The organism is Umezawaea tangerina, assembly GCF_003002815.1.
In the GTDB taxonomy this organism is placed as follows: domain Bacteria; phylum Actinomycetota; class Actinomycetes; order Mycobacteriales; family Pseudonocardiaceae; genus Umezawaea; species Umezawaea tangerina.
On the sequence record NZ_PVTF01000004.1, the window covers coordinates 533,505 to 556,784 of the forward strand.

The 23,280-nt window shown below is 70.9% G+C and carries 20 protein-coding genes; 3 read left to right on the forward strand and 17 right to left on the reverse strand.

The window, feature by feature from the left end; all coding sequences use genetic code 11:
• Positions 1 to 142: 142 nt before the first annotated feature.
• The 16 genes from CLV43_RS16530 to CLV43_RS16605 all read right to left on the reverse strand — a co-directional run bounded on the left by CLV43_RS16530 (position 143) and on the right by CLV43_RS16605 (position 19,739).
• Positions 143 to 907 (reverse strand): LamB/YcsF family protein, encoded by a 765-nt coding sequence (locus tag CLV43_RS16530; RefSeq protein WP_106188037.1) that lies wholly within the window; start codon positions 905 to 907, stop codon positions 143 to 145.
• 34 nt (positions 908 to 941) lie between these two features.
• Entirely contained in the window at positions 942 to 1,727 is a 786-nt protein-coding gene (locus tag CLV43_RS16535) for a CPBP family intramembrane glutamic endopeptidase (RefSeq protein ID WP_170155859.1), read from the reverse strand.
• Positions 1,728 to 1,742: 15 nt separating this feature from the next.
• Positions 1,743 to 2,459 carry a CPBP family intramembrane glutamic endopeptidase gene (locus CLV43_RS16540; RefSeq protein WP_106188038.1) on the reverse strand — a complete coding sequence of 239 codons (717 nt, stop codon included), beginning with the start codon at positions 2,457 to 2,459 and terminating at the stop codon, positions 1,743 to 1,745.
• A 581-nt stretch (positions 2,460 to 3,040) separates the two neighbouring features.
• Positions 3,041 to 4,111, reverse strand: coding sequence for an amidohydrolase family protein (locus tag CLV43_RS16545; RefSeq protein ID WP_106188039.1), 1,071 nt, complete (start codon positions 4,109 to 4,111; stop codon positions 3,041 to 3,043).
• Positions 4,108 to 5,649: a signal recognition particle protein gene (ffh, locus tag CLV43_RS16550; protein WP_106188040.1), complete on the reverse strand. Its 1,542-nt coding sequence runs from the start codon at positions 5,647 to 5,649 to the stop codon at positions 4,108 to 4,110. The genes CLV43_RS16545 and ffh overlap by 4 nt, the downstream gene beginning before the upstream one ends.
• Positions 5,650 to 5,708: 59 nt before the next feature.
• On the reverse strand, positions 5,709 to 6,251 hold the full coding sequence (locus tag CLV43_RS16555; RefSeq protein ID WP_245886523.1) for an AAA family ATPase: 543 nt from the start codon (positions 6,249 to 6,251) through the stop codon (positions 5,709 to 5,711).
• Positions 6,252 to 6,463: 212 nt separating this feature from the next.
• Complete coding sequence (locus tag CLV43_RS16560) at positions 6,464 to 8,833, reverse strand: [protein-PII] uridylyltransferase (RefSeq protein ID WP_106188042.1); 2,370 nt, start codon at positions 8,831 to 8,833, stop codon at positions 6,464 to 6,466.
• A gap of 79 nt (positions 8,834 to 8,912) precedes the next feature.
• Positions 8,913 to 9,251: a P-II family nitrogen regulator gene (locus CLV43_RS16565; RefSeq protein ID WP_106188043.1), complete on the reverse strand. Its 339-nt coding sequence runs from the start codon at positions 9,249 to 9,251 to the stop codon at positions 8,913 to 8,915.
• Positions 9,248 to 10,588: an ammonium transporter gene (locus CLV43_RS16570; protein WP_106188284.1), complete on the reverse strand. Its 1,341-nt coding sequence runs from the start codon at positions 10,586 to 10,588 to the stop codon at positions 9,248 to 9,250. Before CLV43_RS16570 ends, CLV43_RS16565 begins: the two co-directional genes overlap by 4 nt.
• Positions 10,589 to 10,918: 330 nt before the next feature.
• Positions 10,919 to 12,313: an alpha/beta fold hydrolase gene (locus tag CLV43_RS16575; protein WP_245886526.1), complete on the reverse strand. Its 1,395-nt coding sequence runs from the start codon at positions 12,311 to 12,313 to the stop codon at positions 10,919 to 10,921.
• Between the two features lie 684 nt (positions 12,314 to 12,997).
• Entirely contained in the window at positions 12,998 to 14,038 is a 1,041-nt protein-coding gene (gene alc, locus CLV43_RS16580; RefSeq protein ID WP_106188045.1) for an allantoicase, read from the reverse strand.
• Positions 14,035 to 15,339: an allantoinase AllB gene (gene allB, locus CLV43_RS16585; RefSeq protein WP_106188046.1), complete on the reverse strand. Its 1,305-nt coding sequence runs from the start codon at positions 15,337 to 15,339 to the stop codon at positions 14,035 to 14,037. The genes alc and allB overlap by 4 nt, the downstream gene beginning before the upstream one ends.
• Before the next feature lie 5 nt (positions 15,340 to 15,344).
• Positions 15,345 to 16,352, reverse strand: coding sequence for a glycerate kinase (locus CLV43_RS16590; RefSeq protein WP_106188047.1), 1,008 nt, complete (start codon positions 16,350 to 16,352; stop codon positions 15,345 to 15,347).
• Entirely contained in the window at positions 16,349 to 18,064 is a 1,716-nt protein-coding gene (gcl, locus tag CLV43_RS16595) for a glyoxylate carboligase (RefSeq protein ID WP_106188048.1), read from the reverse strand. Before gcl ends, CLV43_RS16590 begins: the two co-directional genes overlap by 4 nt.
• A complete protein-coding gene (locus tag CLV43_RS16600) occupies positions 18,064 to 18,945 on the reverse strand; it encodes a 2-hydroxy-3-oxopropionate reductase (protein WP_106188049.1) in 882 nt (293 codons plus the stop codon). Before CLV43_RS16600 ends, gcl begins: the two co-directional genes overlap by 1 nt.
• Complete coding sequence (locus CLV43_RS16605; RefSeq protein WP_106188050.1) at positions 18,942 to 19,739, reverse strand: hydroxypyruvate isomerase family protein; 798 nt, start codon at positions 19,737 to 19,739, stop codon at positions 18,942 to 18,944. The genes CLV43_RS16600 and CLV43_RS16605 overlap by 4 nt, the downstream gene beginning before the upstream one ends.
• Before the next feature lie 150 nt (positions 19,740 to 19,889).
• On the opposite strand from CLV43_RS16605, the gene uraD reads away from it, so the two are divergent.
• From uraD to CLV43_RS16620, 3 genes are all read left to right on the forward strand, one after another.
• Positions 19,890 to 20,369 (forward strand): 2-oxo-4-hydroxy-4-carboxy-5-ureidoimidazoline decarboxylase, encoded by a 480-nt coding sequence (gene uraD, locus CLV43_RS16610; RefSeq protein WP_106188051.1) that lies wholly within the window; start codon positions 19,890 to 19,892, stop codon positions 20,367 to 20,369.
• Between the two features lie 34 nt (positions 20,370 to 20,403).
• Positions 20,404 to 21,282, forward strand: a complete 879-nt coding sequence (gene pucL / locus CLV43_RS16615; RefSeq protein ID WP_106188052.1) for a factor-independent urate hydroxylase — start codon at positions 20,404 to 20,406, stop codon at positions 21,280 to 21,282.
• Positions 21,283 to 21,433: 151 nt separating this feature from the next.
• Positions 21,434 to 21,739: an STAS domain-containing protein gene (locus tag CLV43_RS16620; RefSeq protein ID WP_106188053.1), complete on the forward strand. Its 306-nt coding sequence runs from the start codon at positions 21,434 to 21,436 to the stop codon at positions 21,737 to 21,739.
• 353 nt (positions 21,740 to 22,092) lie between these two features.
• Here the strand turns inward: CLV43_RS16620 and CLV43_RS16625 are convergent, their stop codons facing one another.
• Entirely contained in the window at positions 22,093 to 23,280 is a 1,188-nt protein-coding gene (locus CLV43_RS16625) for a DUF6986 family protein (protein ID WP_106188054.1), read from the reverse strand.

Here is a 23,280-nt window from a genome sequence, read left to right on the forward strand (position 1 = left end):
CCTCAAGCTCTCGTAAACCAAGGTGCGGGCGCTCGTCACCCGAGTGGGGCACGGGTGGGAAAGCCCAAAGAACATGGCGCCACAGCACGGTGAGAGGGTCCGGCCTCGGCGAACAACCAGCCATTCTGCCAGACGGCCTGCCCTAGGTCCGAATCGGCCGGGTGAAAGCCACCGGATCGGTGCCCGCGGACACCAGCGCGTCGCGGACCGCGAGGGCGTGCGCGACGGCTCCGGGGGTGTCCCCGTGCAGGCAGAGCGACCGGGCCTCGGTCGGGAGCACGGTGCCGTCGACGGCGACCAGCTCACCGCTCCCCGCGAGGCGCAAGGCCCGCTCGACGATCTTCGCGGTGTCCGTGATGAGCGCGTCCGGCCGGTTCCGCGGCACCAGGGTGCCCTCCGGCGTGTACCCGCGGTCCGCGAACGCCTCCTTGACGGCGGGCAGCCCGGCGGCCTCGGCTGCGGCCAGCAGCCGCGATCCCGGCAGCCCCAGGACAGGCAGTCCGCCGAACGCCCCGACACCGTCGACGACCGCCTTGGCCTGGGCCTCGTGGTGCACGACGGCGTTGTAGAGGGCGCCGTGCGGCTTGACGTAGGCGACGGCCGTGCCCGCCGCGCGGGCGCACGCCTCCAGCGCGCCGATCTGGTAGAGCACCTCGTCGGCCAGTTCCACCGGGTCCACGTCGATGAACCGGCGGCCGAACCCGGCGAGGTCGCGGTAGGACACCTGCGCGCCGACGGCGACCCCGCGCTCGGCGGCCTGGCGGCACACCCGGCGCATGGTCGACGGGTCGCCCGCGTGGAAGCCGCAGGCGACGTTGGCGCTCGTGATGACGTCCAGCAGGGCCTCGTCGTCGCCGAGCGCCCAGATGCCGAACCCCTCGCCGAGGTCGCTGTTCAGGTCGATCATGTCGCCGCCTCCGCGGGGAAAAGCACGTCGTCGGTCAAGACATCACCCCCGTGGCGACCAACAGGAGCGTGAGACCGGGGAGGAAGTTGTTGACCACGTGCGCCACGACGCTCGCGGTGAGCCTGCGGGTGATCAGCCTGGCGATGCCGATGGGCAGCGCGATGATGATCAGCAGCGACGTGCGCAGCGGTTCGAGGTGGCTGGCGGCGAAGATCAGCGTGCTGAGCAGGAACGCCGCCCACCGGCTCCAGCCCTGCCGCTCGATCGCGCCCCACAGCAGGCCGCGGTAGATCAGCTCCTCGCAGACCGGGCCGAGGAAGCAGACGTAGACGAACATCACCACGGCGGCCGACAGCGGCAGCGCGGTGCCGTCGACCAGCTCACCGATCGCCGAGGTCGCGTTCTGGGTCCCGACGACCCTCGACCACACCGTGGCGGCCACCACCGTCAGCAGGATGCCCAGCAGCCCCAGCTTCAGCCCGACCTTCACGTCCGCCCAGTCCCAGCCCAGGCGCAGGTCGATGAGCGGTCCGTTGCCGCGCACCCTCGTGATCACGACGGCCGTGGCCGCGGCGAGCACGGTCGGCACCATCGATCCGACCAGGACGAACGACACCGAGCTGGACAGGTCCGTGCCCGACGTGCTGGCGAGCGCGGTGATGAACACCGCGCTCAGGATGAAGACGGCCTCGACGAGCAGGAACGCGCCGAAACCCCAGCGCTGCCCCTCCCGTTCGGGTTCGGGCTCCCTGCTCACCGCGCGGACGCTGGCCAGCAGGCCCGGCGGCTGCTCCGGTGGGGGTTCGAGCGGAGGGTTCACGGGTCATCACCCTAATCACGAGGCTCCGACGTACAGGTAAACAGCCGGGAGCAGGTTGTTGGTGGCGTGCGCCACGATGCTGGACGACGTCCGGCCCGTGATCATCCTGGCGGTGCCGATCGCCATGCCCTGGGCGAAGAGGCCGATGGTGCGCCAGGACTCCTCGTGCAGGAAGGCGAAGATCAACGCGGTCAGGGCGAGGATGGTGAGGCGGGGGATGCGGTGGTGCTCCAGGGCGTTCCAGAGGGCACCTCGGGTGAGGAGCTCCTCGGTGAGGGGCGCGCCCAGGAAGACGAAGAGGGCGGCCACGGCGAGCCACACGGACTTGCCGCCGGACAGGAGGCCGATGTCCTCCAGGGCGGAGGTGGCGTCGGCGGTGTCCCGGCGGATGCTCAGGAGCAGGACGCCGACGATCCAGGCCAGGAGCAGGGAGAGACCGCCGCAGGCCAAGCCGACCTTGACGTCGCGCCAGGTGGGTTTGAGGCCGTAGTCGGAGGAGGGGCCGTTGCCCTTGAGGTGGGAGAGGGTCAAGGGGCCTGCTCCGAGGAGGAGGTTGGGGAGGAAGAGGAGCAGGAGGAGAGGACCCAGGACCGGGGGGTCGCTGACGTCGAAGGAATCGAAGCGGTCGGCTGTCAGGGCTGTGACGGCGAGGGTGCAGAGGTAGTAGCCGGCCAAGCCGGAGAAGAAGGCGGCGAAGGCCCAGTGGGCTCGGACGGGGGTCGGTTCCTCCACCTGTACGAACGTAGTGGTGCTGGGGGTTGGGGACCGAACAGGTGGACCCGGATGGAGGTGGGGTGGGGGCTCTGCGGTTTTCGGTTGGTGCTCGTCACTATGGGAAGAGTGGTGCCGGTCCCTGGTGGAGCCTGGCCATGCCCCCCGGTGTGATGCCCAGCCTCCGCCCCTCCCACCCCGCTGGTGAAGCCCGTCTTCCGGCCCTCCCACCCCTGGGAAGCCCAGCCCCCGGCGCGCGATTGTCTCAATGCTTGATCTTGCTTGTCAAGACGATAGAGCTGTCTTGACAAGCAAGATCAAGCAGGAGGGCGCTGTGGATCGGGGGCAGAGGGGAAGTCTGGCTTCGCCAGCATCGAGCTTCGCTCGACTCGGGCATCGGGCTTTGCCCGACACTGCATCCTCGGCTTCGCCGTTGGACAGGGCATCCGCGCTTCGCGTCGGACAAAACATCCGCGCTTCGCGGCGGACCAGGCATCGGCTGGCGCCGACAAGGCCCCAGGCGCTCCGCGCCGGATGCGCGTTGGCGGGCTGCGCCCAACGGGGCGGGGTGGGTGGGCGTTGGGGTTGGTTTGGGTTTTGGGTTAGTGGATGCGACCCCTGAGCATGATCAGCTTGGGGTGGCGGAGGGTGGTGAGGTTGGTGCGGGGGTCGTCTGAGTAGACGACTATGTCGGCGGCTGAGCCTTCGGTGAGGTTGGGGTAGCCGAGCCAGGTGCGGGAGGACCAGGAGGCGGCGGCGATGGCTTGTTCCTTGGTCATGCCGATGCGGTGGAGGGCTTCGATCTCGTCGACGATGTGGCCGTGGTCGATGCCGCCGCCGGCGTCGGTGCCCGCGTAGACGGGGATGCCGGCTTCGATGGCTTTGCTGACGGTTGATGAGGCGCGGGCGTGCAGGGAGCGCATGTGGGTGGCGTAGTCGGGGTACTTCGATGCGCTGTCGGCGATGCCGGGGAAGGTCTCCACGTTGATGAGGGTGGGGACCAGGGCGGTGCCGGAGGTGGCCATCTGGTCGATGGTGGCGTCGGTGAGGCCGGTGCCGTGTTCGATGCAGTCGATGCCCGCCGCGAGGAGGCCCGGTAGGGCGTCTTCGCCGAAGACGTGGGCGGTGACGCGGGCGCCGTTCTCGTGGGCGACCTTGATGGCCTCGGTGAGGACGTCGTCGGACCAGAGCGGGGCGAGGTCGCCCTGGGAGCGGTCGATCCAGTCGCCGACGAGCTTGACCCAGCCGTCGCCGTAGGCGGCCTGTTCGGCCACGGCGGCGGGCAGGTCGGCCGGGTCCTCGATGTCGATGCCCAGGTACGGGATGTAGCGCTTGGGGCGGACCAGGTGCCTGCCCGCGCGGATGATGCGGGGCAGGTCGAGGCGCTCCTGCAACGGGCGGGTGTCGATCGGGGAGCCGCAGTCGCGGATGAGCAGGGTGCCCGAGTCGCGGTCGGTCACGGCCTGGTCGGCGGCCTCCGGCAGCTCGACCGGACCCTTGGGCCCTATGCCGACGTGGCAGTGGGCGTCGACCAGGCCCGGCAGGAGGTAGCCGCCGTCGACGACGGTGCGCGCACCGGGGACCTCACGGGTCCGGATGCGGCCGTTGACGACCCACAGGTCGCGCTGGTCGCCGTCCGGGAGGACGACGCCGCGCAGGTGCAGACCGCTCATTTGTCGAACTTGAACTTGGTCGGGTCGAAGCCGGGCGGCAGGTCGTTGAGGCCGCCCAGGCCAGGGGGCAGCTGGGGCGTGCCGCCGCCGGGGGGCATGCCCGGCATGCCGCCGCCGGGGAACATGCCGGGGAAACCGCCCTTGATCTTGGGCTGGGTCGGGCCGCGGCCGCTGCCCTTGCCCTTCTTCCCCTTCTTGCCCTTGCGGTTGTTCTTGCCGCCACCGCCGGGCATGCCGAAGCGGCCCGCCATCTGCGACATCATCTTGCGGGCGTCGAAGAAGCGGTTGACGAGGTCGTTGACGTCGCTGACCTTCACGCCGGAGCCGTTCGCGATGCGCAGGCGACGGGAAGCGTTGATGATCTTCGGGTCGTCGCGCTCGGCGGGCGTCATGCCGCGGATGATGGCCTGCACGCGGTCGAGGTGCTTCTCGTCCAGCATGGCGAGCTGGTCCTTCATCTGACCGGCACCGGGCAGCATGCCCAGCAGGTTCGCGATGGGACCCATCTTGCGGATGGCGAGCATCTGCTCCAGGAAGTCCTCCAGCGTGAGCTGGCCGGACCCCATCTTCTGGGCGGCGACCTCCGCCTTCTCCTGGTCGAAGGCCTGCTCGGCCTGCTCGATCAGGGTCAGCATGTCGCCCATGCCGAGGATGCGGCTGGCCATCCGGTCCGGGTGGAAGACGTCGAAGTCCTCGAGCTTCTCACCGTTGGACGCGAACAGGATCGGCTGGCCGGTGACCTCGCGGACGCTCAGCGCGGCACCACCGCGGGCGTCGCCGTCGAGCTTGGTCAGCACGACACCGGTGAAGCCGACGCCGTCGGCGAAGGCCTGCGCGGTGTTGACCGCGTCCTGGCCGACCATCGCGTCGACGACGAACAGGACCTCTTCGGGCTGGACGGCGTCGCGGATGTCCTTGGCCTGCTGCATCAGCTCCGCGTCGATGCCGAGACGACCGGCGGTGTCGACGAGCACGATGTCGTGCTGCGCGCGCCGGGCCTCCTCGATGCCGCGGCGGGCCACGTCCACCGGGTTGCCGACGCCGTTGCCCGGCTCGGGGGCGAACACGGGCACGCCCGCGCGCTCGCCGACGACCTGGAGCTGGGTCACCGCGTTGGGGCGCTGGAGGTCGCAGGCGACGAGCATCGGCGTGTGGCCCTGGGTCTTCAGCCACTTCGCGAGCTTGCCCGCCAGCGTCGTCTTGCCCGCACCCTGGAGGCCGGCGAGCATGATCACGGTCGGCGGGTTCTTCGCCAGGTTCAGCCTGCGGGTCTCACCGCCGAGGATGCCGACCAGCTCTTCGTTGACGATCTTGATGACCTGCTGGGCCGGGTTCAGCGCGCCGGAGACCTCGGCGCCCTTGGCGCGTTCCTTGATCTTCGCGATGAACGTCCGCACCACGAGCAGCGCGACGTCGGCCTCGAGCAGCGCCACCCTGATCTCGCGGCAGGTGGCGTCGATGTCGGCCTCGGAGAGCCGCCCCTTGCCCCGCAGGTTCTGCAGGACCGAGGTGAGCCGGTCGGAAAGGGTGTTGAACACGGTGCCGCCAGACCTCGCACGTCGTCGGATAGAGCAACGACCAGCGTAGCCGCACCGGATCAGTCGGGTGTCACGGACAGCCGCACCCGATCCCGACGGGTCAGCACCGTCAGCGCGTGCCAGCCGCGCGGCACCCAGCCCTCGGCGAACCGGTCGCGCAGCCACGCCGCGCGCCGCACGTGCCGGGCGAACGAGGTCCCGCGCACCAGCCTGCCGCGTTCGACCTGGCCGGCCATGGCCTCCTCGGCGGTGGCGTCGAGCCACAGGAACTGCCGGTGGCGAACGGCGAGGAAGCCGACCAGCACCAGCCACGCCCTGGTGGTGGGCCTGGTCGACGGCTCGTGGACCACCAGCAACCCGGTGCGGCCAGCCGCGAACAGCAGGACCCTCGCCCGGTGCACGAGGTGCACCAGGGGGCGGTAGAACCGGTACGGCAGGCGCGCCGGGAACACGGTGCGCAACCGCGCGCGGACCTGGTCGGAGTCGAGCACGACCACCGGGACACCGCCCGCGTCCAGGTGTGCCAGCAGGGTGCTCTTGCCGGCCCCCGGCAGACCGGCCAGCACGACGAGCGAACGTGGCCGAACCGCGACGGCAGTCATCAACTCCATAGTAGGAGGACGTTCGTCCTACTAGTCCGGTTCACCCGAAAATTTCGGGGGCGGCCCCACCCCTCGACGGGCCGCCCCCGTGCGGCGCGCCGGTCCCGCTCCCCCCGAAGCGGCCCCTCGCGTCGCGGTGCCAAGCCTGCCGCGTCACGAGGGGCGCCGGGAGCGCAAGCACCCCGATCGGTTGTGCGTAGTCCTACGCGACCTCACCGGGAGGCGGCGAGCACCAGCCGTTCGATCTTCTTCCGCAACGTCGAGTCCAGCCCGCCGTCCTCGGTGGCCAGGCTGAACGAGTCCACCACGGTGCCGCCGAGGGTCGCCACGCGCGCCCACCGGATGTCCACGCCGCACTGCTCCAGCGCGTCCGCCACGTGGTGCAGCAGCCCGATCCGGTCCGCCGCGCGCAGTTCGAGCACGACGGCGCCGGTGGCCTCGTCGTCGAACCACAGCACCTTGGCGGGCGGTGGGTCCTGCGGCGGGCCGCCGTAGTCGCGTTCCTTGGCGGCCAGCTTGTCGGCCAGCGCCAGCGACCCGTCCACGGCCCTGGAGAGCTGCTCGCGCAGCAGGGACGCGTCGGGCAACGACCCGAACCGGGGCGAGACGGTGAAGACGTCGATCACGACGCCCTCGTGGCCCCGCAACGTCGCCGTGTGCACCTCCAGCGAGTTCAGCGCCAGCACGCCCGCGGCCCTGGACAGCACGCCCGGCCGGTCCGGGGCGGCCATCGTGACCAGCGCGGCGCCGTCGGTCGGCGTGATCAGCACGTCCGGCTTGCCGGTGGACGCGACCTTCTCCGCCAGTTCCAGCTGGGCCTGGTCGAGCGGCTCCGGGTCGGGCAGCGGGTCGCCCGCCATCGCGGTCCGGCAGCGGCGCACCAGGTCCGCGATCAGCGACGCCTTCCAGTCCGTCCACACGCCGGGGCCGGTGGCCAGGGAGTCGGCCTCCGCCAACGCGTGCAGCAGCTCCAGCAGCACCGGGTCGCCGCCGAGGGTGTCGACCACGCGGTGCACGGTCGCGTCGTCCTCGACGTCGCGGCGGGTCGCGGTGTGCGGCAGCAGCAGGTGGTGGCGGACCATCGCGGTCAGCGTCTCCACGTCCTGCGGCCACAGGCCGAGCCGTTCGCCGATCTGGGTCGCCAGCGCGGCGCCCACCTCGGAGTGGTCGGTCTGCCTGCCCTTGCCGATGTCGTGCACGAGCGCGCCGAGCAGCAGCAGGTCGGGCCGCGACACGGTGGTCGCGAGCCGCGCGGCGTGCGCGGTGGCCTGCACGAGGTGCCGGTCGACGGTCCACATGTGCGCGGCGTCGCGCGGCGGCAGGTCGCGCACCGCGCCCCACTCCGGGAAGAGCCTGCCCCACAACCCGGTGCGGTCCAGGGCTTCCACGACGTCGATCAGCCCGGCACCGCTGCCCAGCAGCGCGAGCAGCTCCTCGCGGGCCTCGCGCGGCCACGGCTGGCGCAGCTCCGGGGCGGAGTCGGCGAGGCGGGACAGCGTGCCCGCCGCGATCGGGTGCTTGCTGCGCGCGGCGGCCGTCGCGACCCGCAGCAGCAGCGCCGGGTCCCGGTTCGGCATGGCGTCGCGGGCCAGCGCGACCTCGGCGCCGTGCAGCACCACGCCCTCGTCCAGCGGACGGCGCGCGGGCGAGCGGCGCAGCGGGGACCTGGCGAACGCGCCGAGCCCGCGCTTGGGCGCTGCGGCACGGGCGGTGCGCATCGAGACGTCCACCGCGTACACGACCGTGCGCGCGGCCGAGGACAGCGCTCTCGCCAACGCGAACCGGTCGGTGAGGCCGAGCGCGGAGGCGACCTCGTCGCCGTCCTGCGCCCGCAGCACGTCCCTCGGCTTGCGCGCGACCCGGCGCAGTTCGGTGCGCACGTCGAGCAGGAGCCTGCGGGCGTCGTTGACCTCGACCGACGCCCGGTCGGTCAGCTGGGCCACCGACAGCGCGTCCAGCAGCGTGATGTCGCGCAGGCCGCCGCGGCCGTGCTTGAGGTCCGGTTCGACGCGGTGCGCGATCTCGCCGCTGCGCGCCCACCGCCGCTGCGCGGACTCGGCCATCTCGTCGAGCCGGGTGCGGACGTTGGAGCGCCACGCCTGGCGCGCGCTCTCCGCGAGTCGTTGGGACACCTCGGGGTCTCCCGCGAGGTGGCGGACGTCGAGCAGTCCGAGCGCGGTCCGCAGGTCGCCCGCGGCCACCCGCAGACCCTCGCCGACGGTGCGCACGGAGTGGTCGAGCCCGACACCGGAGTTCCACAGCGGGTACCAGAGCTTGTCGGCGACCGCGTCGATCCCCTTGTGCCCGTTGTGCACCAGGACGAGGTCGAGGTCGGAGTAGGGCACCAGTTCCCTTCGCCCCAGCCCGCCGACGGCGACCAGCGCCATGCCGGGGCCCGCGACCCCCGCGCTCGTGGCGTGCGCGGTCAGCCAGAACTCGTGCAGGTCGACCAGGGCTTCGCGCAGGAGCTCCCCCGTCAGCCGCTTGCGGCCGGGCGCCAGCAGTCTGTCGCGGGCCTTCACCAGGTCGTCAGCGGTCACGATCTCCGAACCAGAGTTCGCCTCGGCCGAGACGCTGTCCATCAGGCCGCCTTCCCCGTGATCGGCAAGACGGGGCATGCGGATGACGCTCCCGCATGCCCCGTCCCAGACTTCATCGCTATTACAGTGCGTCCGACCCGCGCTCCCCGGTGCGGACCCGGATCACCGTCTCGACCGGCGTGACCCAGACCTTGCCGTCACCGATCTTGCCGGTGCGGGCGGCCTCGACGACCGCGTCCAGGACCTTCTCCACGGCCGCGTCGTCGATCAGGACCTCGATGCGCAGCTTGGGCACGAAGTCCACGGCGTACTCGGCGCCGCGGTAGACCTCGGTGTGGCCCTTCTGCCTGCCGTAGCCCTGGACCTCGCTGACCGTCATGCCGAGCACGCCGAGCTGCTCCAGCGAAGCCTTGACGTCGTCGAGCGTGAACGGCTTGATGATGGCGGTTACGAGCTTCACGACTTGCTCCCCTCGAGAACCGCGGACGCGCCCGCGGCCGCACTGACCTTGCCGGCTCCACGGGAACCGGAGAACCCGCCGAACTCGTACGCGGTCTCCGCGTGCTCGGCCTCGTCGACGCCGCTCACCTCGGCCTCCTCGTCGGCCCGGAAGCCGACCGTGAACTTGACCAGGTAACCCAGGCCCAGGCTCAGGACGAACGAGTACAGCATCACGGCGACCGCACCGACGGCCTGGCGCCAGAGCTGGTCGACGCCGCCACCGTAGAACAGGCCGTTGACCGCCGCCGGCGCGGCGTCGCTGGCGAAGAAGCCGATCAGGATGGTGCCGGAGAGGCCACCGACGAGGTGCACGCCGACGACGTCGAGCGAGTCGTCGAAGCCGAAGCGGTACTTGAGGCTGACCGCCAGCGCGCAGAGGGCACCGGTGATGGCGCCGATCGCGATGGCGCCGACCGGGGTGACCGAGGAGCAGGAGGGGGTGATCGCGACCAGGCCCGCGACCACACCGGACGCCGCGCCCAACGTGGTGGCGTGGCCGTCGCGGACCCGCTCGACCAGCAGCCAGGCGAGCATCGCGGTGCAGGTGGCGACGGTGGTGTTGATGAAGGTGACACCGGCGGTGGTGTTCGCGGCGAGCGCGGAGCCCGCGTTGAAGCCGAACCAGCCGAACCACAGGAGACCGGCGCCGAGCACGACCAGCGGGAGGCTGTGCGGCTTCATCCGGTCCTTCGGCCAGCCGACGCGCTTGCCCAGCACGATGGCCAGCGCGAGGCCGGCGGCACCGGCGTTGATGTGGACGGCCGTACCACCGGCGAAGTCGATCGCGAGGAGCTTGTTGGCGATCCAGCCACCGGCGCTGGTCACGTTGCCGTCGGCGTCCTTGACGTCGAAGTCGAACACCCAGTGCGCGACCGGGAAGTACACGATCGTGGCCCAGAGACCGGCGAACAGCAGCCACGGGCCGAAGCGGGCGCGGTCGGCGATCGCGCCGGAGATCAGCGCCACGGTGATGATCGCGAACATCGCCTGGAAGGCGACGAACACCGTGGTCGGGATGGTGCCGAACAAGGACTCCTTGCCCAGCAGGCCGCTGAGCCCGAAGGCCTCGAACGGCTTGCCGAGCAGACCGCCGCCGACGTCGCTGCCGAATGCCGCGGAGTACCCGAACAAGACCCAGAGGACGCCCACGACGCCCATGGCGCCCAGGCTCATCATCATCATGTTGAGCACACTCTTCGAACGGACCATGCCCCCGTAGAAGAAGGCAAGTCCCGGTGTCATCAACAGCACCAGTGCGGCACTGGTCAGCACCCAGGCGGTGTCCCCTGTATCCACGTCGACCTCCACTGCATGTCGGTTGCAGGGAGCATCGAAGTGTCCTGTTTCGCCTGGTTGCGCCGAAGGTTTCGCGGAGGTGAACTGTCGACCAGCCGGTGTTACGAGCAGGTTTCGTGCACCGTATCGGACAAGTTACGGTCACGAAGCTGGATTTCCGGCCGTGACTGTGCGCTGGACCGACTGATCTCTTCAGGTGGTCGTGGGCGTCTCATTCGGGTCCGGAACAGCCCGTGAACACGCTTCGCAACAACGTTTCCGATCTTCGACTTTCCGGGTGACGCGCGCGGGGCGACCGGACATGGTCGGTCGCCCCGCGCGGGTCGGGTCCTAGCGCTGCCGCTGCCAGCCCGGCAGCCCCGGCTTCGGGCCCGCGGGCAACGCGGTCGTGCCCGCCGAGTCGACCGAGGCCGTCTGCGGCTGCGGCTCGACCGCCGCGCACCTGGTGCCGTCGCGCGGGACGGTCAGGTCGACGAGGTAGTCGTCCGACGCGCCGAGCGTGCACTCCGAGCGGTCGTAGGCACCGTGGCCCCAGCCCTCGTAGGTGAGCAGCACGGTCTTGTCGCGGGTCTGCTTGTGGGCGTTCGCCGCCCACGCGTACGCCGTGGCCGGGTCGTGCAGGGCGTTCAGCATCAGGATCTTCGGCGAGCTGGTGATGCGCAGCCGGTGCTGCGGGTTGTTCGCCTTGGCCGGGTAGCCGATGCAGGACGCGATCGCGTAGTGGCCGAGCCTGCTGCCACCCATGTGCGGGGCCAGCCGCTTCGCGTCGGCGACCAGACCGGCCAGCTCCCGGTAGTCCTTCACCCGGTACTGGTAGTCCTGGCAGAAGACCGCGGGGAACGGGTTCCCGGCGGTCTCGTCGGCGAACGCGGACATCCCCGCCGGGGTGGGCGTCCCGCTGCCGAGCGCGTCGAGCCAGCTCGCCAGGAAGCTCCAGGCGGGCCCGTAGAACACGCTGAACGCCGTCCCGGTGATCTCCTCCGAGGTGACCGTCCTGGTCGGGTCGTCCGGGTCCTTCAGCTCACCGCGGTCGGCCCTGGCCAGCAGGTCGTCCCAGTACGCCGCCACGTCCCGGCCGTGCAGGGCGCACGACTCGGTGCGGTCGCACCACTTCACGAACTCCTGGAACGAGTCCTCCGCGGTCGCCGCCTCCGTGGCGTTGAACGCCTTCGCGTCCAGGCTGTGGTCCATGTTGCTGTCGATCACCATCGCCCGGACCCGGTGCCCGAACCGCTCGGCGTACTGCTGCCCCATGATCGTGCCGTAGGAGATGCCGTAGTAGTTGATCTTCTGCTCGCCCAGCGACCGCCGGATCGCGTCCATGTCGTTGGTGACGGCGATCGTGTCGGCGTGGTCGAAGATCGCCCCGCTCCTCGCCCGGCAGTCCGCCGCCAGCTCCTGGTTGTACGCCTTCAGCTTGTCGAACTCCGCCTGGTCCTTCGGGAACAGCGAGGGCTGGGCGTTCAGCAGGTCCAGCGAGCACTTGACCGGCTGGCTGCGCGCGACCCCGCGCGGGTCGAACCCGATGATGTCGAACCGCTCCTGCACCTCGGCGCTGAAGTAGGTGTTCGCCCCGTACGCGAAACTCACCCCCGACCCACCAGGCCCACCGGGGTTGATCAGCATGATCCCGATCCGCTTCGCCGGATCCGTCGCCTTGCGACGAGCCACCGCCAGGTCGAACTTCTCCCCGCGCGGCTTGCTCCAGTCGACCGGCAAGCTCAACTTCCCGCACTCGACCCCCGCCGGCGCCCCCGGCTCACTGCACGGCGCCCACGCGATCGACCCCACAACCCCTTGCAGCCCAACATCTTCCTGCTGCTGCGGCGCCGCACCCGCGACCCCCGCCCCGACTACCAGTGTCCCGCTCGCGATCACGGCGCCAATCGCCCGGATCATCGCACGCACAGGTTCCTCCCCAAATCGTTGCGCCCGCCCGACAACCGACGGACCAACCGAGGCTTTCAGCGCCACGACAACCCGCACAACCAACTGAAGTCGCACAGCACGATCAACCCAAGGCATCTTGACGCCACACCACTTCGTCGGACTACGACCAAAACAAAACCCACCCCCTCCCCATTGGGCGCAGCCCGCCAACGCGCATCCGGCGCGGAGCGCCTGGGGCCTTGTCCGCCGCGCAGCAAGGATGCCCTGTCCGCCGCGAAGCGCGGATGCCTTGTCCAACGGCGAAGCCGAGGATGCTTTGTCGGACGGAGTCCGATGCTTGAGTCAGGCGCAGCCTGATGCTGGCGAAGCCAGACTTCCCCTCTGCCCCCGATCCACAGCGCCCTCCTGCCCGATCTTCGTTGTCAAGACAGCTTCATCGTCTTGACAACGAAGATCGGGCATTGAGACAATCGCGCGCCGGGGGCTGGGCTTCGCTCACTCCCCCCAACCCCACACCCCCTACCCCCCAACAACCCTCGCATGCCCCTCCGGCAACAGCCCCAACCACCGCCGCCTCAACCCCTCATACCCCTCACCGCTCAACCCCCCGAACAACCGCATCCGCGCCATCCCCCCATCCGGGTAGATGTCCAACCGCGCATGCGTCACCTCGACTCCCCCCACCACCACGAACCGATGCCTCGTGTCCGGCTGCAACCTCGTCCGCGGCAGCAGCTCGAACCACTCCTCCGGGTCCTTCCGCGCGTCGCACCCCAGCACCGACGCCCACCCCGGCGCGTTCCCCTTGAAGTGGCTCGTGTCCAGCTCCGCCAGCGTCACCGTCCCGGCTTCGGCCAGCTTCACCGCGACCCACTCGTTCCCCTCTTCCCGGCGCCGCGCGGTCTCCCACCCCTCCCCCATCACCGTCGCCTGTCCGGGCGCGATGAGGTTGCTGGGCGAGCTGTAGAACATGTTGGAGCACCCGACCACCGACGCCCCGTTCTCCAGTGCCGCCAGGTCGAGCGCGCCCGCCACCAGGAACCGCGGGTCCGCCACCGGTTCCCCGAACACCCTGAGCCTGGCCACCCCGCCGTCCGGGTAGATCGTCAGCCGGACGTGCGTGTACCGCCGTTCCACCCCGACCCCGAAGTAGTGCTTCTGGTTGCCCCCCAAGGGGAACTTCGGCACCAGCACCTCCCACTCGGCCTGGCCGAGCTCCTCCGGTGACGGGTACCCCTCGACGGAGGTGGCCTCGACGGATCCGTGCGGCGGGAAGTTCCCCGTGAAGAACGCCGTGTCCACGACGACGCCGCGCACCACTCCCGGCAGCCCGAGCCGGACGACCGCCGCGTCCTGGCCGGCCTCCCGCCTGCGGCGGGTCTCCCACCCGTCGTACACCTGCCCTTTGTGGCCGAACGTGTAGGTCTGGTAGACGGGTTCCGTCGGCCTGATCAGGTTCTCGCGCTCGGCGAAGAACTCGTCGTTGGCCCACACCACGCTGCCGCCGACCGCTCGGGAAGCCAGGTCGGGGAGCCTCGTCCAGCCGGGCACTTCGCTCATGCGTCTCCTCTGCTCAGCAACCGCCCGAGCGGTTCCGTTCCGGTGATCTCCTGGCCGCGCAGCCACGTCTGCCGCACCACACCCGCGAGCGGACGCCCGTGGTAGGGCGTGACCGGGTTGCGGTGGCGCAGCTTCGCCCGGTCGACGACGAACGCGTCGTCGGGCGCGAACACGCAGAAGTCCGCGTCGCCGCCCACGGCGATGCGCCCCTTGTGCGCGAACCCGACCTGGTCGGCGGGTGCCGACGCCATCCACCGCACCACGTCGGTGAGCGCGTGCCCCCGTTGCCGGGCCTGGGTCCACACGGCGGGCAGGCCCAGCTGCAGGCTCGCGATCCCGCCCCAGGCGGTCGCGAAGTCCCCCGCCTTCAGCTCCGGCGTGCACGGCGAGTGGTCGCTCACGACCAGGTCGATCGTGCCCTCCGCCAGCCCCCGCCACAGCAGCTCGCGGTTGGCCGCCTCGCGGATCGGCGGGCAGCACTTGAACTGGGTCGCGGTGTCCGCGACCTCCTCCGCCGTGAACGTCAGGTAGTGCGGACAGGTCTCGACGGTGATCTGCACGCCGTCGCGCTTGGCGGCCGCGATCACCGGCAGCGCACCGGCGTTGGACAGGTGCAGCACGTGCGCACGTCCACCCGTCCGCCGCGCGGTCTCGACGACCTGCTGGATGGCGATCGTCTCGGCGGCACCCGGCCGGGAGGCCAGGAACCCGGCGTAGTCCGGGGCCGCGTCGGTGATCGTGTGCGCGTCCTCCGCGTGCACGATGGCCAGCGCGTCGAAGGAGGCCAGCTCCTCCAGCGCCGCGTCGAAGTCAGCGGGCTCGACGTGCGGGAACTCGTCCACGCCCGAGTGCACGAGGAAGCACTTGAACCCGAACACCCCGGCGTCGTGCAGTCCGCGCAGGTCGGGGAGGTTGCCGGGGATGATGCCGCCCCAGAACCCCACGTCGGTGTGCACCCGGCCGCGCGCGGTCTTGCGCTTGACCTCCAGCGCGGCCACGTCGACCGTCGGCGGGAGGCTGTTGAGCGGCATGTCGACGATGGTCGTCACGCCGCCCGCCGCCGCGGCGAGGGTCGCCGTCTCGAAGCCCTCCCACTCGGTGCGGCCGGGGTCGTTCACGTGGACGTGGGTGTCCACGAGTCCGGGCAGCAGCACCTCGTCGTCGCCCAGCTCGACGACGCGCGGCGCGTCGAGGTCGGGGCCGATCGCCGCGATGCGGCCGTCCCGCACACCCACCGAGGTCATGGTCTCACCGTCCGGCGTGACCACTCTGCGAGCGCGGAACACCAGGTCGAAGGTCATGCGGCTCACTCTTCCAGCCAGTCCTCCGCGATGCGACCGGCCAGCCGGGCGAGCAGCCGCTCGCCGTCGGCGACGCACCGCGTGATGTCCGGCTCGACGTCGAGCAGCGCGTAGGCCGCCTTGATGCCCAGCCCGGTCGGGTCGACCTCGCACCGGCCCGCCACCGCGACCACCGGGACTCCCCCGGAGGCCGCCGCGACGCCCGCGGGGGCCTTGCCGTGCCGGGTCTGCGCGTCCAGCGCGCCCTCGCCGGTGACCACCAGCCGGGCACCGGGCAGCGCGTCGGCGAAGCCGATCAGCTCCAGCACCACCTCGATGCCCGGACGGCGACGCGCGCCCAGCAGCGTCAGCGCGGCGAAGCCGATACCGCCCGCCGCCCCGGCGCCGGGGGTGTCGACGTGCTCGTGGCCGATCTCGTCGGCCCACGCCCGCAGCCGGTCCTCCAGCACCTCGACGTCCGCCGGGGTCGCGCCCTTCTGCGGCCCGTAGACGGCGGCCGCGCCGGTCGGGCCGAGCAGCGGGTTGTCCACGTCGGTGGCCAGCACGACCTCGACGCCGGACAGGTCCCGGCCGCCCAGCGCCTCGACCATCGCCCGCCCGCCATCGGTGCACGCGCTGCCGCCGACCCCGAGCACGATCCGCGTGCAGCCGACGTCGAGAGCACTGGCCAGCAGCTCACCGGTGCCGCGGCTGGTCGCCGTGAGCGGCGCCAACGGGTGCAGGCCCGCCAGTCCGGACGCCGCCGCGACCTCGACGACCGCCGTGTCGCCGCGGACCGCGAACGAGGCGGCGACGGGCTTGCCGACCGGCCCGGTGACCCACCGGCCGACCCTGGTGAACCCGGCGGCGACAGCGGCGTCGACCGTGCCGTCACCGCCGTCGGCCACCGGCAGGCAGCGCACGTCCAGGCCGGGGACCGCCTCCCGCAGGCCGCGCGCCACGGCCCCGGCGACCCGCGGGGCCGTCAACGTGCCCTTGAACTTGTCCGGGGCGACCAGGACGTGACCGGTCACGGCAGCGGCTCGAACTCGCGCATCGCCGCGATGGACGAGCCGTTGGCGGTGTTGCCCTCGCGTTCGATCATGACCTCGACGAGCACCGGGCGGCTGGTGCGCTCGGCCTCCTTGCGCGCCCACTCCAGCGACTCGCGGATGCGCTCGGGCTCGGTGACCCTGGTGCCGGAGCAGCCGTAGGCCTCCATGATCTTGACGTTGTCCGACCCGTTGACGTCGTAGTGGATGTCGACCTCGTACTCCATGTCGTACCCGCCGTGGTCCTCGGCCATCCGGATCAGTCCCAGGTACTCGTTGTTCAGCATGATCAGCACGAACGGCACGTCGTACTGGGCGCCGACGGCGAGCTCCTCGACCAGGAACTGGAACGAGTAGTCGCCGACGATCCCGACCACCTCGGCTCCGGGATCGGTGTGCTTCAACGCCTTCTTCACGCCGATGGCCGCCGGGATCTCCCAGCCGAGCGGGCCCGCTTGGCCGCACACCTGGTAGTGCCGCGGCTTGTGCGCCTTCTGGTGCTGGCCCGACCAGATCTGGTAGAGCCCGATGGCCGTCACGAAGTACGTGTCGGGGCCGTAGTACTCGTTGATCTCCTTGAACACCCTGGGCGCCTTGACCGGGACGTCCGGGAAGTCCTCGCGCCGGGTCAGGGTCGCCTTCAGCTCCTGGACGCGCGCGACCCACGAACCAGCGGCCCGACCGGCGTCGCGCGACCGGGCGAGGTCGATGACCGCGCGCAGGAACAGCCTGGTGTCGGCCACGATCCCGAGGTCGGGCCCGAAGACGCGGCCGATCTGGGTCGGCTCGGAGTCGACGTGGATGAACGTCCGCGAGCCCCGGTAGGTGTCCAGGTCGCCGGTGTGCCGGTCGCCGAACCGCGCGCCCAGCGCCAGCACCAGGTCCGACTCCAGGAAGGACGCGTTGCCGTAGCGCTGCGAGGTCTGGATGCCGGTCATGCCCGCGTAGAGCGGGTGGTCCTCGTCGACCGCGCCCTTGCCCATCAGGGTCGCCTGGATCGGCACCTGGAGGTACTCGGCCAGCTCCAGCAGCTCCTCGTGCGCCTCACCGAGGATCACGCCGCCACCCGCGAGCAGCAGCGGCCTCTCCGCCGCCAGCAGCAGCTCCAGCGCGCGTTCGACCCGCGGCCCGTGCGGCACTGCCCGCGTCACGGGCAGCGGCGCGTCGATCGCGCAGTCCCACTCGACCTCCTGCTTCTGCACGTCCAGCGGCAGGTCGATCAGCACCGGACCCGGCCGCCCCGAGCGGGCGATCCGGAACGCCTCGCGGAAGATCCACGGCGCCTGCGCGGCCTCCTTCACCTGCACCGCCCACTTGGTGACCGGCTTGGCGATCTCGACGATGTCGACCGCCTGGAACGCCTCCTGGTGCAGCTTCGTGGAGACGGCCTGGCCGGTGATGCACAGGATCGGCACCGAGTCGGCCTGCGCGGTGTACAACCCGGTGATCATGTTCGTGCCGGCGGGACCGGACGTGCCGATGGCGACGCCGACGTTGCCGGTCGTGCGCGACCAGCCGTCGGCCATGTGCGTCGCGCCCTCCTCGTGCCGCACGATCAGGTGCTCGATCGTGCCGTCGGTCTCCATCGCCTTGTAGAACGGCAGGATCGCGGCGCCGGGGCAGCCGAACACGGTGTCGACCCCCTCGGACTTGAGGACCTCGACGACGGCCTGCATGACGGGGATCTTCGGCATTACGCCCTCCCTGAAAGGTTCTCGACGACCTTGAGCAGGGCGGAGTGGTCGAGGGAGCCGTACCCCTGCGCCCGTCCCGCCGCGATGAGCTGGGCGATCAGCCCCGTCACCGGTAGTGCGACGTCGACCTGCCGGGCCGCGGCCAGCGCGATGCCCATGTCCTTGTGGTGCAGGTCGATCCGGAACCCCGGCGCGAACTCGCGGGCGATCATGCCCTCCCGCTTGAGGTCCAGGATCCGGTTGGCGGCCAGGCCGCCCGCGAGCACGTCGAGGCCCGCCTTCGCGTCCACGCCGGACGCCTCCAGCAGCACGATGGCCTCGGCGACGAGCGCGTAGATGCCGCCGACCATGAGCTGGTTGGCCGCCTTCACGACCTGGCCCGCGCCGTGCGGGCCGACGTGGACGACGGTCTTGCCGACGGCGTCCAGCACGGGCCGCGCCGCCGCGAAGTCGGCCTCCTCGCCGCCGACCATGATCGACAACGTGGCCTGCTTCGCCCCCGCCTCACCACCGGACACGGGGGCGTCGAGCACCCGGATCCCCTTGGCGGCGGCGGCTTCCGCCACGGCCACCGAGGTCTCCGGCCGGATCGTGCTCATGTCGACCAGCAGCGTCCCCGGCGCCGCGAGCTCCAGCACCCCGCCCTCGCCGAGCGCGACCTCCTCGACCTGCGGGTGGTTCGGCAGCATGGTGATCACAACGTCCGCGCCCGCCACCGCGTCGGCGACGCTCGCCGCCGCCGTGCCGCCCGCCGCGACGAGCTTCGCGACCGAGTCGGCGTTGAGGTCGAAGCCGGTCACCCGGTGGCCCGCCGCGACGAGGTGCCCGGACATGGGCGAGCCCATGATGCCGAGGCCGATGAACCCGATGGTGGTCGTCACTGGTCTTCCTCCCTGGTGAGCCAGCCGAAGCTGGCGGCGCTGGGGCCGGTGGGCTTGTACTCGGCGCCGACGAACCCCTGGTAGCCGTTCGACTCGAGCTGGGCGAGGTACCGCTCCAGCTCCAGCCCGCCGGAACCCGGTTCGCCGCGGCCGGGGGCGTCGGCGATCTGCACGTGGCCGATCCGCGCGGTGTGCTCCGCGATCACGGCGTCGACGTCGTCCCCGTTGACGCTGAGGTGGTACAGGTCGGCGAGCAGGGCCACGTTCGGCTTGCCCAGCCGGTCGATCACGGCGAGCGCGTCGGCCGCGGTGAGCAGCGGGTAGGCCGGGACGGCGCTGACCGGTTCGAGCAGCACGGTCGCGTCGACCGCGGCCGCGGCGTCGGCGGCGAACGCGAGGTTCCGCAGCGCCAGCGCGTCCTGCTCCGCCGGGTCGACGCCCTCGATCCGGTTGCCGTACAGGGCGTTGAACGCGCGGCAGCCCGTCTCGCGGGCGATGCCGACCGCGATGTCGACGCTCGCCTTGAACTCGCCCTCGCGGCCGGGCCACGACACCAGGCCGCGGTCGCCCGACGGCAGGTCGCCCGCGAAGAAGTTGAGGCCGACCAGGCGGACGCCCGCGTCGGTGATCGCGCCGACGAGCTCCGCGACCTCGCGCTCGTCCGGCTGGGCGACCGCGAACGGCCACCACAGCTCGACCGCGTCGAACCCGGCGGCGCGGGCGGCCGCGGGGCGGTCGAGCAGCGGCAGCTCGGTGAACAGGATCGAGAGGTTGACGTCGAACCGCATGAGCATTCCTTCCACAATGCGGAAGTAAGATTCCGTACAACGAGAGCGTAGGCGGCAATCGCGGAAGAGCGCAAGACTGTTGACAGCGCTCGACCCCGCTCGTACCGTCCCTCTCTGCGGAATCAGAATTCCGCGATACAGAAAAGGAACGCGCCTGTGCCTGGCCTGCAAGCGTTCAACACCGCACCGGCGGACGAGCTCCGCCCGCTGCTCACCGAATGCCTCGCGGTCCCCCGCTGGGTGGACGCCGTCCTCGCCGCCCGGCCCTACCCGGACGTCGACGCGCTGGTCGCCGCCGCCGAGGTGGACCTGAGCACCGACGAGATCCACGGCGCCATCGCGGGCCACCCCCGCATCGGCGAGCGCGCCCGGCACGACGGGGTGTCCGCGAAGTGGTCGGCGGCCGAGCAGTCCGGCGTCGACCTGTCCGTCGCGGACCGGCTCGTCGCCGCGAACCTCGCCTACGAGGAGCGGTTCGGCCACATCTACCTGGTGTGCGCGACCGGGCTCAGCGGCGAGCAGATGCTGGCGGACCTGGCGTCCCGGATGGGCAACGACCCCGACACCGAACTCCGCGTGGTCAACGGCGAACTGGCCAGGATCGCGGCCTTGCGGCTGCGCAAGGCCATCGCCTGAGATGCACGCACACACCGACCAAGGGAGCTGATCGATGGGCATCATCCTGGGGCCGAACCAGTACGGGAAGGCCGAGAACCGCCTCGTCGTGGTGTCGCGCGACGGGTCCGTGCACACCGTCAAGGACCTGACGGTCAGCACCTCGCTGCGCGGCGACCTGGCCGACACCCACCACACCGGCGACAACTCGAAGGTGCTCGCCACCGACACGCAGAAGAACACCGTCTACGCGTTCGCCAAGCAGGCGCCCGTCGGCGAGATCGAGGACTTCGCACTGCGGCTCGGCAGGCACTTCGTCTCGTCCCAGGAGGCCATCACCGGCGCCCGCGTGCTCGTCGACGAGCACGGGTGGAACCGGATCGACGCCAACGACCACTCGTTCGTCCAGGGCGGCAACGAGAAGCGCACCACCGCGGTCACCGTCCACGGGGACGACGCGTGGGTCGTGTCCGGCGTGCGCGACCTCGTCGTGCTCAAGTCGACCGGGTCGGAGTTCCACGGCTTCCCGAAGGACCCGTACACGACGCTGAAGGAGACCGACGACCGCATCCTGGCCACGTCGGTCACCGCCCGGTGGCGCTACCTGGGCACCGACGTCGACTGGGCGAAGGCCTACCCCGAGATCCGGGGCCTGCTGCTGGAGGCCTTCGCCACCAAGCACAGCCTCTCGCTGCAGCAAACCCTCTACACCATGGGCGAGTCCGTCCTCCTGGCCAGGCCCGACGTCGCCGAGGTCCGCCTCTCCATGCCCAACAAGCACCACTTCCTCGTCAACCTCAGCCCGTTCGGGCTGGAGAACGACAACGAGGTGTTCTACGCCGCCGACCGCCCCTACGGGCTCATCGAGGGCACCGTGCTGCGCGACGACGCCCAGGACGCCGGACACGCCTGGGACACCCTGCCCACCTTCTGATGCCTTCGGGGGTGGTGCGACCTCCCGCACCACCCCTGACCTGCGATATTCACCCTAAAGTGGTGCACATCACTCGTTCGGAGCAATCTCGTGTCTCACAGAGCACCACACGGTGTCCGCAAGATGTCGAAAAGGCCGTACTCTCGCGAACATGAGTGATGTCAAACGGGGTCTCTCGCCGGTCACGATGTTCCTGGACGACGAGGCCGTGATCACCGTTTCGGGCGCACTGGACGCCACGACGGCTCCGGACTTCAAGCGCATGGTCACCGACTTCTTCGAGTTGGCCGACCGCCCCGACACCGACGTGCTGACGTTGGACCTCTCCTCCGTCTCCGCCTGCGACCAGGCCGCCCGCGACCTCGTCCGCTACGCCCAGTCCATCTGCTCCGACCGCTCCATGGCCCTCCGCGTAGTCCCCAGCGCCCCCGTCAGCCGCGCCCTGACCAAGCACTAGGCAAAGGGCAACAAAGCAGCCAGCCACCCAACAACGCTGACAGCAGCACCACAAGCTGGCCTACCCAACGACGCTGGAAGCGGCCAACAAGCGGCCCACGACGCTGGAAGCGAGCGGTGCTCGTCCGCTAGTGCGGTCGGCTTGACTTGGGGTTTTTGGGCTTAAACTTGCGGCGGCGGGCAGGCTCTACCACCTGCCCTTTTTCGCCCGACGAAGCCCAAAAAAGGGGCCCCAAGTCAAGCCGACCGCACCCGGAGACAGCTATAGCGACACCCCGTAGTCCGCTGCACCGACCCCCGGAGACCCCGGCACCGACACCCCCGGCGGCTAGAACACCGGGCAAGCCCCACGAACTACCCCCGACTAGCAAGCCCCCTCAAATCCCCCACTCCCAACCCCGTCACCCTCAACACCTCCGCCTCCCCCAACGCCCCGCACTCCAAAGCCCGCAAGAACGACGACGACAACGCCTGCGCCGTAGCAGGCTCGTCCAGCACCGTCCCCCCAGCCCGATCCACGTACGCCTTCAGCCGCCGCGCGTCCCCCTCCACCCCTTCGAGGTAGAACGCGTGCACCGCCGCGTACCGCGTGACCAGTTGCGCCGGGTGCAGGTCCCAGCCCTGGTAGAAGCCGTGCGCCAACGACCGCCGCACGAGTCCGTAGTGGGTCCGCCAGCCCTCTTCGACCGCGTCGCCGACCGGCAGGACGTTGGTCGAGCCGTCGGACACCCGGATCCCCGCGTTGGCCGCCGCCACCTGCATCACGTTGCGCGCGAAGTCGCACGCCCCGTGCGCCAGGTGCTGGTGCGCCGCCCCGAGCCCGCACCCGGCCGTGTAGTCGTAGGTCCCGAAGTGCAGTCCGGACACCCGACCGCGCCCGGCTTCGACGAACCGGGGGATCGCCAGCCTGCCCTCGGGGTCCACGACGGACTGGGTGGTCTCGACCTGGATCTCGAACCGCAGCGGGATCCCGAACATGTCCAGGATCTCCCCGAACACCTCGACCTGCTCCGCCGACGTCACCTTGGGGAACGTCAGCACGAAGCCGGGCGGCGGATCCCCCAGCGCGGTCAGGAAGACGTCCAGCGTCCGGATCCCGCGTTCCCGCAACGCCCTGGTGTCGAACGACTTCATCCGGATCCCGACGTACGGCGGCAGCACGCCGTCCCGCGCCCATCCCGCGACGACACCGGCGGTGCGTTCCGCGTCGGCGTCCTCCACGTCGTCGCCGGGTGCGCCGTACCCGTCCTCGAAGTCGATCCTCAGGTCCTCCACGGGCTCGGCCGCCAGCTTCGCCCGCACCCGCTCGCGGATCACCGGCGCCAGCTCCGCGGGCAGCAACGCGGTCAGCGCGTCCTCGTGCGAGTCCAACGCCGCAAGCGCTTGCGCACCCCAGTCGCGCACCAGGTCGCCGGTCACCGCCGACGCGGGGACGTAGCAGGTGTGCACGGGCTGCCTGCCGTCGGGCAGCGTGCGCTCCACATCGGACAGCCGTGCGGTGGCGGCCGCGACCGCCACCGCGTCGAGCGACGTCCTCGGCAC